This is a genomic window from Chromobacterium sp. IRSSSOUMB001 (assembly GCF_023507765.1).
GTDB lineage: Bacteria > Pseudomonadota > Gammaproteobacteria > Burkholderiales > Chromobacteriaceae > Chromobacterium > Chromobacterium haemolyticum.
Genome location: NZ_JALCYU010000001.1, coordinates 36,386 through 51,600, shown reverse-complemented (window position 1 = coordinate 51,600; position 15,215 = coordinate 36,386). Strand labels below are relative to the sequence as shown.

At 62.1% G+C, this 15,215-nt stretch carries 15 protein-coding genes; 8 read left to right on the top strand and 7 right to left on the bottom strand.

All coding sequences use genetic code 11. From position 1 onward, the window contains the following. Positions 1 to 28 precede the first annotated feature (28 nt). The 6 genes from MOV80_RS00250 to MOV80_RS00225 all read left to right on the top strand — a co-directional run bounded on the left by MOV80_RS00250 (position 29) and on the right by MOV80_RS00225 (position 4,728). Positions 29 to 1,174 carry a D-alanyl-D-alanine carboxypeptidase family protein gene (locus tag MOV80_RS00250; RefSeq protein WP_019101295.1) on the top strand — a complete coding sequence of 382 codons (1,146 nt, stop codon included), beginning with the start codon at positions 29 to 31 and terminating at the stop codon, positions 1,172 to 1,174. 328 nt (positions 1,175 to 1,502) lie between these two features. Then, positions 1,503 to 1,769 (top strand): DUF493 domain-containing protein, encoded by a 267-nt coding sequence (locus MOV80_RS00245; protein ID WP_019101294.1) that lies wholly within the window; start codon positions 1,503 to 1,505, stop codon positions 1,767 to 1,769. A gap of 16 nt (positions 1,770 to 1,785) precedes the next feature. Next, positions 1,786 to 2,409 (top strand): lipoyl(octanoyl) transferase LipB, encoded by a 624-nt coding sequence (gene lipB / locus MOV80_RS00240; RefSeq protein WP_019101293.1) that lies wholly within the window; start codon positions 1,786 to 1,788, stop codon positions 2,407 to 2,409. Further along, positions 2,406 to 3,353, top strand: coding sequence for a lipoyl synthase (lipA, locus tag MOV80_RS00235; RefSeq protein WP_019101292.1), 948 nt, complete (start codon positions 2,406 to 2,408; stop codon positions 3,351 to 3,353). The genes lipB and lipA overlap by 4 nt, the downstream gene beginning before the upstream one ends. A 187-nt stretch (positions 3,354 to 3,540) precedes the next feature. Further along, on the top strand, positions 3,541 to 4,410 hold the full coding sequence (locus MOV80_RS00230) for a hypothetical protein (protein WP_019101291.1): 870 nt from the start codon (positions 3,541 to 3,543) through the stop codon (positions 4,408 to 4,410). A 12-nt stretch (positions 4,411 to 4,422) separates the two neighbouring features. Continuing rightward, entirely contained in the window at positions 4,423 to 4,728 is a 306-nt protein-coding gene (locus MOV80_RS00225; RefSeq protein WP_019101290.1) for a hypothetical protein, read from the top strand. A gap of 11 nt (positions 4,729 to 4,739) precedes the next feature. On the opposite strand, the gene MOV80_RS00220 is transcribed toward MOV80_RS00225, so the two are convergent. Both MOV80_RS00220 and speB read right to left on the bottom strand, forming a co-directional pair. Beyond that, on the bottom strand, positions 4,740 to 6,107 hold the full coding sequence (locus MOV80_RS00220; protein ID WP_118266755.1) for a sodium:solute symporter: 1,368 nt from the start codon (positions 6,105 to 6,107) through the stop codon (positions 4,740 to 4,742). Between the two features lie 69 nt (positions 6,108 to 6,176). After that, positions 6,177 to 7,127 (bottom strand): agmatinase, encoded by a 951-nt coding sequence (gene speB, locus MOV80_RS00215; protein WP_198001589.1) that lies wholly within the window; start codon positions 7,125 to 7,127, stop codon positions 6,177 to 6,179. A 149-nt stretch (positions 7,128 to 7,276) separates the two neighbouring features. Here speB and MOV80_RS00210 point away from each other — a divergent pair, with 149 nt between their 5' ends. Next, positions 7,277 to 8,173: a LysR family transcriptional regulator gene (locus MOV80_RS00210; protein ID WP_118266753.1), complete on the top strand. Its 897-nt coding sequence runs from the start codon at positions 7,277 to 7,279 to the stop codon at positions 8,171 to 8,173. Positions 8,174 to 8,259: 86 nt separating this feature from the next. On the opposite strand, the gene MOV80_RS00205 is transcribed toward MOV80_RS00210, so the two are convergent. From MOV80_RS00205 to htpX, 5 genes are all read right to left on the bottom strand, one after another. Further along, positions 8,260 to 9,327 carry a porin gene (locus MOV80_RS00205; protein WP_118266751.1) on the bottom strand — a complete coding sequence of 356 codons (1,068 nt, stop codon included), beginning with the start codon at positions 9,325 to 9,327 and terminating at the stop codon, positions 8,260 to 8,262. Positions 9,328 to 9,823: 496 nt separating this feature from the next. Beyond that, a complete protein-coding gene (locus MOV80_RS00200) occupies positions 9,824 to 11,275 on the bottom strand; it encodes an ATP-binding protein (protein WP_249604740.1) in 1,452 nt (483 codons plus the stop codon). Further along, the gene (locus MOV80_RS00195) at positions 11,272 to 11,991 is read right to left on the bottom strand and encodes a response regulator transcription factor (protein WP_019101284.1); all 720 of its coding nucleotides are present in this window, start codon (positions 11,989 to 11,991) and stop codon (positions 11,272 to 11,274) included. Before MOV80_RS00195 ends, MOV80_RS00200 begins: the two co-directional genes overlap by 4 nt. Before the next feature lie 186 nt (positions 11,992 to 12,177). Further along, entirely contained in the window at positions 12,178 to 13,164 is a 987-nt protein-coding gene (locus tag MOV80_RS00190; RefSeq protein WP_019101283.1) for a TerC family protein, read from the bottom strand. Between the two features lie 101 nt (positions 13,165 to 13,265). Next, entirely contained in the window at positions 13,266 to 14,147 is an 882-nt protein-coding gene (htpX, locus tag MOV80_RS00185) for a protease HtpX (protein WP_019101282.1), read from the bottom strand. Between the two features lie 127 nt (positions 14,148 to 14,274). Between htpX and MOV80_RS00180 the strand changes: the two genes are divergently transcribed. Then, positions 14,275 to 15,165, top strand: coding sequence for a LysR family transcriptional regulator (locus tag MOV80_RS00180; protein ID WP_249604739.1), 891 nt, complete (start codon positions 14,275 to 14,277; stop codon positions 15,163 to 15,165). Positions 15,166 to 15,215 lie beyond the last annotated feature (50 nt).

The window sequence follows — 15,215 nt, the reverse complement described above, 5'->3', positions numbered from 1 at the left end:
TCAACCCCCAGCGTTGCCCATAGGAACAATGAAAACATTCACCAGCATTCTCACTGCGGCGGCGATCGCGCTGCCGTCCGTCTCTTTCGCTTCCGCCGCCTTCCTGCCGCCCGCGCCCGAGATCGCCGGCAAGGCCTATTACCTGACCGACTTCAACAGCGGACAAGTGCTGGCCGAGCGCGACCCGGACTCCCGCGTGGAGCCGGCCTCGCTGACCAAGCTGATGACCGCCTACCTCACCTTCAAGGCCTTGAAGGAAAAGCGGCTGACCCTGGAGCAAACGCTGACGGTGTCGCAAAAGGGCTGGAAGACCGAAGGCTCGCGCATGTTCCTGGATCCCAAGGTGCCTGCCAAAGTCGACGACCTGATCAAGGGCATGATCGTGCAGTCCGGCAACGACGCTTGCGTGACGCTGGCCGAAGCCATCGCCGGCAGCGAAGAAGTCTTCGCACAAGTGATGACCCAGCAGGCGCAGAAACTGGGCATGAAGAACACCCAGTTCCGCAACGCCACCGGCTTGCCCAATCCAGAGCACTACACTACCGTGCACGATCTGGGCATCCTGGCTGGCGCGCTGATCCGCGACTTCCCAGAGTTCTACCCGATCTACTCGATCAAGTCCTTCACCTATAACAACATCAAGCAGCCCAACCGCAACCTGCTGCTCTACCGCGACCCCAACGTCGACGGCATGAAGACAGGCTACACCGACAGCGCCGGCTACAATATGATCACCACCAGCCATCGCGACGGCCGTCGCGTGATTTCGGTCGTGGTGGGCACCGCCAGCCCGGAGGCGCGCGCGGTGGAAAGTTCCAAGCTGCTCAACTACGGCTTGCAGTTTTACGATACGCCCAAACTGTATAGCGGAGCCAAGCCGGTGTCCGAGCTGCCCATCTACAAGGGCGCGGCCAAAACCGTCTCCGTCGGCTTCGCCAACGATGTCTTCGCCACCGTGGCCAAGGGCCAGGCCGCCAAGCTCAAGGCAGATCTGACCACGATGCAGCCGCTGATCGCCCCGGTCAAAGCCGGCCAGGTAGTGGGCAAGCTGGTGGTGTCGCTGGACGGCAAGCCGCTGTTCGAGCGCCCGGTGGTGGCCTTGAAGGCAGTGGAAGAAGGCGGCTTCTTCAGCCGGCTGTGGGACAGCATCAAGCTGATGCTGGGCTGGAAATAAACGGCGTCCGCCGTTGATCGCGGCGCCGGGCATCGCCCGGACGCCGCTGCTGTATTATGATGTGACGTTTTAGTAATAAAGACGACCGTAAAATGTATTGGCGCGGATGGCCCGGTTTGCAGTACAACTGGCTGCTGCGCCTTTGCCCGTTTCGGGCGCGGCGTCTTTAGAACCTGTTTACGATCTGCTGCGCTTCGGTGATACAGCGTTGAAAACCGCTTCGAAATGCTCATGTACCGTGTGTACACTCCGCTTTCTCAACTGCTTTCGCCTTGTCTCGCTCTTGCTCGCGAAATCGTAAACCCGTTCTTAGTGGATTTGATTGAATATGTCTGAAAAACAGGAACTCATGGAATTCCCCTGTCGCTTTCCCATCAAGGTGATGGGCGAGCGCCACGAGGATTTCGTCCTCACCATCACCGAGGTTGTGCGCGTCAACGCGCCAGACCTGGCCGACCACGACGTCACGCTGCGCGAAAGCTCCAATGGCCGCTTTTACGCGCTGACCGTCACCGTCACCGCCACTTCGCGTCAACAGCTGGACAACATCTATCTGTCGCTGACCGGCCATCCGATGGTCAAAATGGTGCTCTAAGCGCCAGGAGATTGCCGTGCCGCGCATCGTCAAACATCTGGGCCGGGTGGATTACGAACCCACCTGGCGCGCCATGCAGGCGTTCACCGACGCCCGCAACGCCGACACCCCCGATGAACTGTGGGTGGTTGAACACCCGCCCGTCTACACCCAGGGCCTGGCCGGCAAGCCGGAGCACCTGCTGCACGCCACCGCCATCCCGGTGGTGAAAACCGACCGCGGCGGCCAAATCACCTATCACGGCCCCGGCCAGTTGGTGGTTTACCTGCTGGTGGACTTCAAGCGCATGGGCATAGGCGTGCGCGAGCTGGTGCGCCGCATCGAACAGGCGGTGATAGACGCGCTGGCGGAACTGGGCATCCACGGCAACGGCGACGTGGACGCGCCCGGCGTATACGTCGCCGGCGCCAAGATCGCCTCGTTGGGCCTGCGCATCAAGAACCACGCGGTCTACCATGGCCTCAGCTTCAATGTGGACATGGACCTGGCGCCGTTCGATTCCATCAATCCTTGCGGTTACGCCAACCTCAAGGTGACCGATCTGAAACAACTGGGAGTGGAGCTGAGCCTTGCCGCCGCCGCCGATACGCTGCTGCCGCATCTGGAGCGCCTCCTGAACAGCACCGAGGAACTGACATGAAGCCGGAAAACCAGGCTGGGGTCAAACACAAGGGCGCGGCCAAAACCGCCCGCATCCCCATCAAGATCGTCCCGCTGGACGAAAAGCTGAAAAAACCGGAATGGATCCGCGCCAAGCTGCCCAACGGCCAGCGCTTCCACGAGATCAAGCAGATCCTGCGCGAGCAAAAGCTGCACACCGTCTGTGAGGAGGCCACCTGCCCGAACATCGGCGAATGTTTCAGCAAGGGCACCGCCACCTTCATGATCATGGGCGACATCTGCACCCGTCGCTGCCCGTTCTGCGACGTGGGCCACGGCCGCCCCAACCCACTGGACCCGGACGAGCCGCGCCACCTGGCGGAGAGCGTCGCCGCGATGAAACTGAAATACGTGGTGGTCACCTCGGTGGACCGCGACGACTTGCGCGACGGCGGCGCCCAGCACTTCGCCGACTGCATCAACTCGGTGCGCGAAATGTCGCCCAACACCCAGATCGAGACCCTGGTGCCGGACTTCCGCGGCCGCCTGGACGTGGCCGTCGACATCCTGAGCCAGACGCCTCCGGATGTGATGAACCACAATCTGGAAACCGTGCCGCGGCTGTACAAGCAGGCGCGCCCGGGCTCGGATTACGCGCACTCGCTGCAATTGCTGAAGGATTACAAGGCCAAGAACCCCGAGGTTCGCACCAAGTCCGGCCTGATGGTGGGCCTGGGCGAAACCGACGAGGAAATCCTGGAAGTGATGCGCGACCTGCGCGCCCACAATGTGGACATGCTGACCATAGGCCAGTACCTGCAGCCCTCCGACGGCCACTTGCCGGTGCTGCGCTACGTGCATCCGGACGTGTTCAAGATGTTCGAGAAAAAAGCCTATGAAATGGGCTTCGTCCACGCCGCCGTGGGCGCGATGGTGCGCTCCAGCTACCACGCCGACGTGCAGGCTCACGAGGCCGGCGTGTAAACGGGCCAAGCCAGGCAGACGCAAGGGAGCCCCAGGGCTCCCTTTTTCATTGCCCTGTCTTTGGTACAGGCTCGCAACGACGACGGATCGTCTATACCACGACATGCGCCCGCCATAGCGTCCGCGCAAGTTTCATCCCGCAAACCGCGCGGTCGCGCCAGCGCCCGCCTGCCGATGGAGCCGCGCCATGTCCGTCAGTCCCGCCTTCCGCCTGCTGCCCTTGTTGCCGCTGTTGCTGGCCGCTTGCGCCAACAACGCTCCGGACAAACCGTTCGCCGATTTCGACGACGCCGCCCGCAGCGTCACGCAAAGCTCCGCCGGCACCTTGGCGCGCATCCAGCAAAACACCCGCCTCAACGCGGTGCTCACCGCGCCCAACGCCCCCTTGCGCGCGGACACCTTCAGGCCTCAAGCCGGCAACGGCGCCAGCTACGATCTCGGCCCCGCGCTGGGACAGCTGCAAGCCACGCTGGACGCGCTGGAAAAATACGCCCGGACCCTGCGCAGCCTCGCCGGCGACCGCGAGGCAGAAGCCCGGGTCGACGCCGCCGCCCAGGACTTGTCCGACAGCGTCCAGGACCTGAAACTGCGCGGCGGCGACGAAACCGCCGCCAAGATTCTGGCCACCGCGGCCGACGCGCTGGGCCGCCAACTCACGATGGCGCAACGCAAGAACGCGTTGCGCAACACCATGACCATCGCCCAGCCCGGGCTGGAATTGCTGGCCGCCAGCAGCCACCGCGCCTTGAGCGCGCTGCCCGGCTACCTGAGCGTGCTCAGGGACAGCCTGCTGCGTCACGCCAACTTCAGCCGGCCGCGCTACGGCAGCTGGGAGCGCTATCAGTTCGACCTCGCCATCGCCGACCGGCTGCGCGAATTCGAACAGATCGAGGCCGCGCTGCAAGCCAGCGACAAAGCGATTCAGGCTTTCCCCGACACCAATCGACAGTTGCTGCAAAGCCTGGACGCGCCTCAATCCAAACTACAAGCGCTGCGCGACTTCGCCGCCGAAGCCAGGCGGCTGCGCAACTTTTATCGCGATCTGCCCGCCAAATAAAGGAGGCAGCATATGGACAGCCACCGAGTGACCGAGCTTGCCAGCGGCCTGGCATCCCGCATCAACAATCTGGCGGTCGCCAGCCTGGGCGCGGACAGCCGAGCCCTGCTGGCGCAGCAGGATGAATTGGCCAACCAGACCCTGGCGCTGATAGCGCGGGACTTGAACGCCGACACAGAAAACTTCCAACACGCTATAGCCGCGCTGCAGGCGGCGACGGATGCCGCCGACCACGCAGGACGGCAGCTGCAACGCGTGGGCGACGCCATCAAACTGACCGCCAAGGCCATAAGCGCGGTGGCCAAGCTGCTGGCCTGATAAGCCAGCGGCTACTTCTGCGCCGGATACGGCCGCGCGCGGCCGTCCGCCAGACTCAGAACCAGCATCAGGCCGGCGCTGGTCAGCAAGCTGAAATAAATCGGTGTATTGGCATCCAAACCATCTCTCAGCATGAAGAACACCGCCGTGCCCAAGCCGCCCAGCATCGCGCTTACAGCGCCAGTGGTCGTGGCCCGCGGCCAGCAAATCGCCGCCAGCAGGGGCACTAGCATGCTGCCCACCAGCAGGTTGTAGGCCAGAGTCAGCGCCTGGATCACGTCATTCACCCACATCGACAGCGCCAGCACCAAGACGCCGGCCAGTAAGGTGGCCGCCCGGTTGCGCCACAAACCGGCCCTCTCCCCCGGCAGCAAATCCTCGGTCAGAGTAGTCGACGCGGCCAGCAAGGCGGCGCTGGCGGTGGACATCATCGCCGCCAACGCCGCTGCGATCACTAGGCCGCGCACGCCGTCCGGCAACACGCCTTTGACGACAGCGGCGAAGGCATTGTTCGGATTCTCCAACTCTGGCAACAACACCCGCGCCGCCATGCCGATCAACGCGCAAACAAGCCCATACAACAAGCAATACAGGCCGGCGGCGCTGCCGGCAAAGCATGCCACCTTGCCGTCGCGCGCGGTAAACACCCGCTGCCACACGTCCTGGCCTATGATGATGCCGAAAAAATAGATCAGGAAATACGTCAGCACCGTCCCCCAGCCCAGGCCCGCGAAACTGAACGCGGACGCCGGCAGCCGGACGGCCAACTGTTCCCAGCCTCCCACCCGCCACAAACAGATTGGCAGCAGCACCAGCATCAGGCCAACCGTTTTGATAACGAATTGCACGATGTCGGTCAGCGTCAGCGACCACATGCCGCCGATGGTGGAGTAAGCCACTACCACTCCGCCGCCGATGATGACGGCCAGCCAGAACGGCAATTCGAATAGCACCTGCATCACCGTGCCTATCGCCAGCACCGAGGTCACGCAGATCATCAGGGCATAGGACAGCATCACCAGCGCGCTGGCTTTGCGCGCCAGCGGATGATAGCGGCGCTCCAACACCTGGGTGACGGTGAACACGCGCAGGCGCAGCAGTGGCTTGGCCAGAAACAGATTGAGCACCACGATGCCGCTGCCCAGCGCGGCGCACAGCCAAAAACCCGAAATGCCGTAAACATAGCCCAGCCGGACCGTGCCCACGGTGGAAGCACCGCCCAGCACCGTCGCCGCCATGGTGCCCATATACATTAGCGGCCCCAGATTGCGCCCAGCCACCAAATACTGCTCCCGGTCGCTGGCACGGCGCATGCCCAGCCAGCCCAGCCACAACATGGCGCCGATATAGGCGGCCACCGTCAATAGATCCAGACTCATCTCGTTCTCCTCTTGTTCTCGGGTCCGCGGCGCATTCTCCGGCGCTCGCGTGCATGGAGTCTGCGCGGCTTAGCGCGCCGGCGCGGGCAAGACGCACAGCATCTCGAACAACAGATTGGCGCCCAGTAAGGCGGTATTGCCGCTGGCGTCATACGGCGGCGACACCTCGACCAGATCGCCGCCCACCAGATCCAGGCCCCGGCAACCGCGCACGATCTCCAGCGCCTGCATCGAACTCAGGCCGCCCACTTCCGGCGTGCCGGTGCCGGGCGCGAACGCTGGGTCGATGCCATCTATATCGAAGCTCAGATACACCGGCGTCTTGCCCATTTGCGCACGTACCTCGGCCATCAGCGGTCCCAGCGAGCGATGCCAGCACTGCTCCGCCGTCACCACCCTAAACCCGCGTTGACGCGACCAGTCGAAGTCCGCAGCCCCGTAACCGCTGCCGCGCAGGCCGATCTGGACGACCCGCCCCTCGGCCAGCAGCCCCTCCTCCCAGGCGCGGCGGAAGGTGGTGCCGTGCGCGATCTTCTCGCCGAACATCTCGTCGTTGACGTCGGCGTGAGCATCCACGTGCACCAAGCCCAGCGGACCATGCTTGCGCGCCAGGGCGCGCAGGGCCGGCAAGGTAACCGTGTGGTCGCCGCCCATGCCCAGCAAACGTACCGGATGCCGCAATGCCAGATCATAGGCCGCCTCGATCCGCGCCACGCTGTCCGCCAAGTTATAGGGATTGGTGGCGACATCGCCGAGATCAGCCACTTGCAGCCGTTCGAACGGCGCCGCGCCGCTACCCAGGTTGTAGGGGCGCAGCAGCGCCGACTGGCTGCGGATTTCCCGCGGGCCAAAGCGGGTGCCGCTGCGATTAGAGGTGCCGATATCCAGCGGCAGGCCGATGAAGGCGGCGTCCAGGCCGGCGGCGCTGTCGGGCAGAGGTAGGCGCATCATGCTGGCGACGCCGCCGAAACGCGGCATCGCATTACCGCTCAGCGGTTGGTTGAGCAAAGGGGCGGACATAAGACCTCCTGCGTCTTGATGGATAGGATCACGCAGTCTATTCGGCCGTCTCCCCGGCTAACATCACCAAGCGCCACGGTTTACATGGATGGAAATGAATGTATTAATCAGTCCATTCCCACCCTTAGCGCCAAGCGGCGCGGAGGCCCATGATCAATACCTTGAGCAGCATGGATTTGAGGCTGATCCGCGTGTTTCAGGCCGTAGTCGAGGCCGGCGGCGTTTCCGCCGCGCAGGGCACGCTGAACATCAGCCAGTCCACCATCAGCAATCAGTTGGCGGCATTGGAAACCCGGCTAGGCTATCGGCTGTGCGAACGCGGCCGCGGCGGCTTCGCGCTGACGGCCAAGGGCGAACGCCTGCTGACCGCCAGCCGGCAGCTGCTGGAATCGATTGAAGTGTTCTGTCAGGAAGCCCGTCAGTTGGACCGGCAATTGGTCGGACAACTGCGCATCGGCGTGATCGGCCATACCGCGCTGGGCACCAATGCGCGGTTGTCAACGGCGATCCGACGCTTTCGCGCGCGGCCGCAAGCGGTGGAGTTGATTCTGTCCATGCTGCCGCCGGGCGGCCTGGAGGAGGCGCTGCTATCGGGCGGCATTCATCTGGGCATCGGCTATTGCTGGCATCGCGCGCCGCAGCTGGATTACCAACCGCTGTTCGTCGAACAGCAGCAGGCCTACTGCGGCCGCGACCACCCGCTATTCCCGCAAGCCGGAGCGCTGGGCCCCGCCGATCTGGCCGCGCACGACTGGGCCTGGCGCAGCTATCCGCTGCCCGATACCGGGCTGCCGGTGGGGGATTGGCGCATCAGCGCCCGCGCCGACAATATGGAGGCGATCGCCGCGCTGGTCTTGTCCGGCCAACATCTGGGCTTTTTACCGGAACACTATGCCGCGCCGCTGGCGGAGCGGGACTTGCTGCGAGCGCTGGACCCGGCGCGCTGGCGCTATCTGGCCGAATTCCAGCTGGTCACCCGCAAACGCGGCCATCCCAATCCGACGCTGCAGGCTTTCGTCGCCGACCTCGTCGCCGCCCACGCCTAGCCGCGCGCCGGACATGAAAAATGCCGCCCCTGTTGCCAGGGGCGGCATTCCAAACTGTTCGCAGCTTTACGTCTAGCCCGTAACGCTTAGAACTTGTGTACGACGTTCAGACCGAAGGCCTTGATCTTGTCGGTGTTAACACCGTTGCTGACCATAGCCTTGGCGTTGCCGTCCATCTTGATTTCGCCGTACTGAGCGCCAACCACGGTGCGCTTGGACAGGCTGTAATCAACGCCCAGCAGGTACTGTTTGTAGCCGCTATCGTTTTGCTTCACGCCGTCAATCTTCACGTCTTTGGACTGAGCGTAGGTGAACTTGGGCATGAAGGCGCCAATCTGGTAGCCGGCGGTCAGCGCGTATTCTTGCGATTCGTACTTGCGACCATCGGTAGCAGCCTCGGAATTGGACAGGAAGTAACCCGGGGTAACAGTAGCGTCGCCCTTGTCGTTACGGTAGCCCAGCGCCACGAAGATGTTATTGGCGTTGTAGCCGGCTTCGATGCGGTGCTTGTTGTTGGCCTTGCTGCTAGCATTCAGACCAACGGTAACCGGGCTTTCGTGGATGTACTGGTACTTGCCGAAGAAGCCGCTGTTCTCGTAGGACAGACCCAGGTTGTAGGTCTCGCGGTCTTTGTTAGCAGCAGCGTTGCTCTTGTCTTCTTTGGTGCCGTACAGGAAGGCGGCTTGGAAGCCGGCGAATTCCGGGGTGTCGAAACGCACGGCATTCTTAACATAGCCGTCGCCGCGGGTGAAGGCGTTCAGTTGCAGCGCGTTGCTGCTGCTTTCCCACGGGTTAACTTGAGCCATGTCGGACTCGCCGTAGTTGGCCAGGTGACCCAGACGGAAGGTACCGAAGTTGGAGGACAGACCCACGAAGGATTCGCGGCTGCCGAAGGTGCCGCTGCTTTCACCGGTGCGGCTCTGGCCGTCGATGCCGAAGCCGGTTTCAACTTGCCAGATGGCTTTCAGGCCATTGCCCAGATCTTCATTGCCCTTGAAACCGATACGCGAACCCAGGTCGTCGATATTGGTTTGCTTGTTGGAGGCGTTATCAACGTACTCAACACCACCTTTGATGGTACCGAACACGGTTACGTCGGCGAAAGCGGCTGCCGGCAGAGTGGCAACCATCAGAGCGATCAGACTTTTTTTCATGATGTGGCTATCCTTCTTGTTTACTTAGGAAGTGAGCGAATACTAGTTGCTGTGTTTCACATTTGCAACTAGCCATGCAAACTTGTGGTCATTAAACAACAGTAGTGTCAAAAAAACAACATCAGACTTCAGGCAATCAGACTGGAACACTCAGGCGAAGTTTCACTCTCAACTTGTTAAAATTCATTAACCACAAGCATTTGAGCAAAAAAATGCCCGCACGCGGCGGGCTTAAGATTGGATAGACTTGACTCGAATTCAAAGAAGCGAAAAAGAATCTGTATCAGTGAATTCTGACACTGATTGTAATCAATCACTTTGTAAAAGTCCATTTACAATACGGCTTTAATGTAAATAAAGTGTGAACACATCGTAAATTTTGAGAATTCGGTAGATACAAAGACACCAGACGGCTATTCATCCCCTTCATGGCCCCCGGCAACGGGACAAGAAAAAAGCCGCGCTAGCGCGGCTGGGCTGTAAGATCAAAATGCTGTCAATGCCCGGCCGGCAAAGTCAGTTGCACGCACAAGCCGCCTTGCGGCCGGTTGTTAAGCTTGAGGTCGCCTCCGTGGTCTCGCGCAATCGCCCGCGCGATCGCCAGGCCCAGACCGCTGCCCCCGGTATGACGCGCCCGGGAGTCCTCCAGACGCACATAAGGCTCCATGACCCGCTCCAGGTCGGCTTCGGCGATGCCCGGCCCCTGATCCTGAATACGCACCTCCACCCAGTCCTCCCGCTGCCGCAGGCTGACCTCGATCGCCCCGCCGCCATAGCGGCGAGCATTCTCCAGCAAATTGCCCAGGCAGCGGCGCAAGGCGCCGACCTTGCCGGCCACCGGGGCTACCGGCTCGCTGTGCAACTGGATGTCGGCGCCGAAAGCCTCCATATCCTCCACCACGCTTTCCAACAAGGCGTTGAGATTGAGCTTCACCACCCCCTCACTGCCGCAGCCGCCTCGCAGATAGGTCAGCGAATCATTGATCAGTTGGTCCATTTCCAGCAGGTCGCGCTCGATCGCCTGTTTTTCCGACGATTCGGCCAAGCCCTCCAGACGCAAGCGGATGCGCGTGATGGGCAAGCGCAGGTCGTGCGATACGCCGGCCAGCATCTGATTGCGGGTCTTCAGCAAGCGCTGCAACTCAGTCTGCATCCGGTTGAAGGTTCTAGCGGCTTCAGCCACCTCTTCGGAACCGGTTTCCGGCAAGGGTGCCTGATTAAGGTTGCTGGCCAGGCCACGAGCCGCGCGCGCGAACAGATCCAGCGGCCGAATCAACTGCCGCACTGCCCAGGCGCCCAGGATCGCCGCCGTCAAGGCCACCAACAAGAGCCAAGCCAAGATACGGATAGGTTGATCGGCCAGCGAAATCGGCCGCGAAGCGTTGAAGGTCAGCACCGTGCCGTCGCTCAGTCGAGCCTGTACCGTTGCAAGGTGGGTCTTGAACTCGGCCAGCGGGCCCAGCGCGGTCAACTCCTCGCTCACAATGGAGCCGCCGACGCCGGCGTCCCGCGTGGGCGTGAAATTCTTCAACCCCAGGCCCCCAACCTTCTCGATCAAGGCCGCGCGCCCCCCTGCCGACGAATCCTGCTGCTTGGACAGCACCTGCAGCGGGTAAGGCTTGATCAGGTCGCGCTTGATCAATTGCTGAAACGAACGGCCATGCAAGCTCAACGGATTTTCCGGCCGCTCCCAGAACCGGTCCATGCGCACCAGCAGCGTGGGCTGGTTCAAGGCTGAAATCACTTGTTCCCGGTATTTGCTTGGGCACTCGTCCAATAGATTGACGATGTCGGCGATGTGTTGCGCGGTGTACTGCACGCGCAAGGAATTGCTCAAGCGGTCGCGGTCGCTGAGGATGAAATAAATGCCCAAGGCGTTGGCCAGCAGCAAGCCTCCCACCAGCGTCAGCAAAATCTGGCCATACAATGTGCGCGGCAACCACCTCATCGCAAGGCTTCCACCTCGCAGGCCAGCATATAGCCGCCGCTGCGTATGGTCTTGAGCAGCATGGGCTCGCGCGCGTCCTCGCCCAGCCGGCGGCGCACCCGTCCTATCATCACATCGACGGTGCGGTCGAATGGTCCGGCCTCCTTGCCGTTCATCGCCTCCATCAATTGGTCGCGCGACATCACCGCGTTGGCGTTTTCCGCCAAGGCTTGCAACAGCTTGAATTCGCCGCCGGACAACGGGGTGACCACGCCGGCCTCGTCCAGCAGATGCTGGGCGTTCAGATCCAGCGTCCAGCCGGCGAAGCGCAACCGGCGCACGCTGGCCGTATTCGCAGGCTGATCCGATACTCGGCGCAGAATGCTCTTGATCCGCGCCAGCAACTCGCGTGGACTGAACGGCTTGGTCAGGTAATCGTCCGCGCCCATTTCCAGGCCGATAATGCGATCCAATTCGTCGCCGCGCGCGGTCAGCATCAGGATGGGCATGCAGGAACGTTCGCGCAAGTTGCGGCACAGGGTCAAACCATCCTCGCCCGGCAACATCAGGTCCAGGATCAACATATTGTAGTTCTGCGCGGCAATCGCCTGATGCATGGCCTGGCCGTCGCCGACGACGTCGACGGCAAAGCCCTGCTTGCCCAGGTAGTCGCGCAGCAGATCGCGCAGATCGGGGTCGTCATCCACCACCAGCAGTCTTGGCAAATCGACAGTCATAACAGCTTTTCTCCATTGCGGCTTTGTTATTAGGATACCGCGCCCGCCCGCCGGGCTGAGGGAGAAATCGTGGGCAAATGAGAAAGGTTTACACAAGGTTTACAAAAAACCGGCCACGCGCATCGCGCGTGACCGGCTTCTCTTTCGCCCTCGGGGCCATGCTCCGGCGCTGACGATGCGCCTACCTCAATCGTTGGGGTTCTGGTCTCGCGTCTTGTGCAGCGAATACAGCACGCCCGCCAGCAGCAAGCCCAGTGTCGCAGCCAGGGACCAAGCGGTGGGGATCTTGAACGTTACCCAACCCGCGTCGTTGAAGAACACCAGGCCCACCTTGACGCCTATCAACACCAACACCAGCGACAAAGCGTACTTCAGGTAATGGAACCGATGCACCATCGCAGCCAACGCGAAGTACAGCGCGCGCAGGCCCAGAATCGCGAAGATGTTGGAGGTGTACACCAGGAACGGGTCTTGGGTAATCGCAAAGATGGCCGGGATGCTGTCCACCGCGAACACCAGATCCGCGCTCTCCACCATGATCAAAGCCAACAGCAGCGGCGTCGCCCACCAGCCACGCGCCAAGCCATGCTTCTCACCGCGCACCAGGAACTGTTTGCCGTGCAAGTCCGGCGTCAGCCGCAAATGGCCGCGCAGCCACTGGTACATGCGGTTTTCCTGGATGGGCGCGTGCTCGTCGTCGGAAAACAGCATCTTGACCCCGGTGGCGATCAGGAACAGGCCGAACAAGACCAGCACCCACTGGAACTGCGCCACCAGCGCCGCGCCCAGGCCTATCATCAAGGCCCTCATCACAATCACGCCGAGAATCCCCCAGAACAGCACCCGGTGCTGATACAGCCGCGGCACCGCCAGGCTGGAGAAGATCAGCGACATCACGAAGACGTTGTCCATGGACAGCGACTTCTCCACCACATAACCGGTCAGATACTGCATGCCGGCGTCCGCGCCCTGATACCACCAGATCCAGCCGCCGAAGGCCAGACCGACGCCGATGTAGAAAGCCGACAGCATCAGGCTTTCCTTAACCCCGATCTCTTTTTCCTCCTTGTGCAGCACGCCCAGATCAAAAGCCAGCAGCGCCAGCACGATGGCCATGAACATCAGCCACACCCACAAGGGATAGCCGGCAAAACCAGCGCTCAACCATTCCATAAGCATTCCTTTCGGCAATAGAAAGGCCCCGGGCCGAGCGAACCGCCCCGGGGCCTGAATTCACAAACGCCGCCCCCGCTGCCGCGGAGGCGGGTCAAGATTTAACGGCCGTGTTCCAGCGCGCCGATGCGCTCCTCAATGCTGGGGTGGCTGGAGAACAGCGCCATCAGGCCGCCGCGTCCGCCGGAGATGCCGGAAGCCGCCATGTTCTGCGGCAGATCGCCGGCGGCGACGCCGCCCAGACGGCGCAGCGCGTTGACCATCGGACGCGCGCCGCCCAGCAGCGTGGCCGCGCCCGCATCGGCGCGGAATTCGCGCTGACGCGAGAAGTACATCACGATGGCGGAAGCCAGGATGCCGAACACGATCTCACAGACGATCACGGTGACCATATAGCCGATGCCAGGGCCGCTGGACTGTTCGTCGTTGCGGCGCAGAAAGCTGTCCACCAGATAGCCGACCACGCGCGCCAGGAAGAACACGAAAGTGTTGACCACGCCCTGGATCAGCGTCAGCGTCACCATGTCGCCGTTCTGAATGTGTGCGACTTCGTGCGCCAGCACCGCCTCCACTTCTTCTTCCGTCATCGAGGCCAGCAAGCCGGTGGACACCGCCACCAGAGAATTGGATTTGCTCGGGCCAGTGGCGAAGGCGTTGGGCTCCCCCTCGTACACCGCCACCTCGGGCATCGGCAGATTGGCGCGGCTGGCCAGCTTCTGCACGGTATACACCAGCCAGCGCTCGGTATCGTTGCTGGGTGTTTCAATCACGCGCGCGCCGGTGCTCCATTTGGCCATGGTCTTGGAGAGCATCAGCGAAATGAAGGCGCCGCCAAAGCCCATTACCGCGGCGAAGCCCAGCAGCGTGCCCAGGTTCAGGCCGTTGCCCGTCATGTAGCGGTTCAGCCCCAACAAGCTGGCCACAATGCTCAGCACCACCATCACGGCGATGTTGGTGGCGATTAATAGAATGACTCGTTTCATGGTGTTGGCCCTTGCGTTGAATTCGACGGCATTCCGTGGAACGCCCGACACAGTGCATTCTAGACGCTGCGTCCCTCGGAAAAAATCAAATATAATCAGAAAATACATCAAGTTTTTTCGAACCATCATGTCCGAACGGATCAACTTCAAGCATCTGCATTACTTCTGGGCGGTTGCCCACGCCGGCGGCGTCACCCGAGCGGCGGAACAATTGGGCGTCAGCACCCAAACCGTCAGCGGCCAGATTTCGCGTCTTGAGCAGAGCCTGGAGCGAACCTTGTTCCGACAACAGGGGCGCCAGCTGGTTCTGACCGAAGCCGGCCATGTAACGCTGCGCTACGCCGACCAGATCTTCATGCTGGGCGAGGAATTGCAGGAAACGCTGGAAGACGCGCAGCTGGACAAGACCATCCGCCTGGCGGCGGGCATCTCGGACGTGTTGCCCAAGGCCATTGCGCTCAAGCTGTTGGAACCGGCGCTGCGGCTGGACGCCAAGGTCAGGCTGCAATGCGGCGAAGGCGATTTCGACGAATTGCTGGCCGACTTGACCCGCCACCGGCTGGACGTGGTATTGGCGGACCGGCCAATGGCGGCTGGCGGATCGCAGCCCTTTCAATCCTGGCTGCTGATGCGCTGCCCGGTAAAGATCGCCGGCGCGGCGGAATTATGGCGACGCCACGCCGCGGGATTCCCCGCCAGCCTGAACCAAGCGCCAATGTTGCTGCCCAGCCGCCACCATGTGCTGCGCAGCCAGCTGGACCAATGGTTTGAAGAACGCAGGATCAAGCCGGACATCGTGGCGGAGTTCGACGACGGCGCCTTGCTGGACGCCTTCGGCCGCCAGGGCTTCGGTCTGTTTCCCACCACGGCGCCAAGCGACGGCAACGCGAACGCGCCGCAGGCGCTGGGCGAGGTCGACGGCGTCTGGGAACATTATTACGCCATCGCCAACCGTCGCCGGCTGCGGCATCCGGGTGTGCAGGCCATGCTGCAAGCCGCCATAGAAGCCGCGTCCTGAGAACCTGTTTACGGTCTGCTGCGCGTCGTGGACGCATTACACGGTGAGTA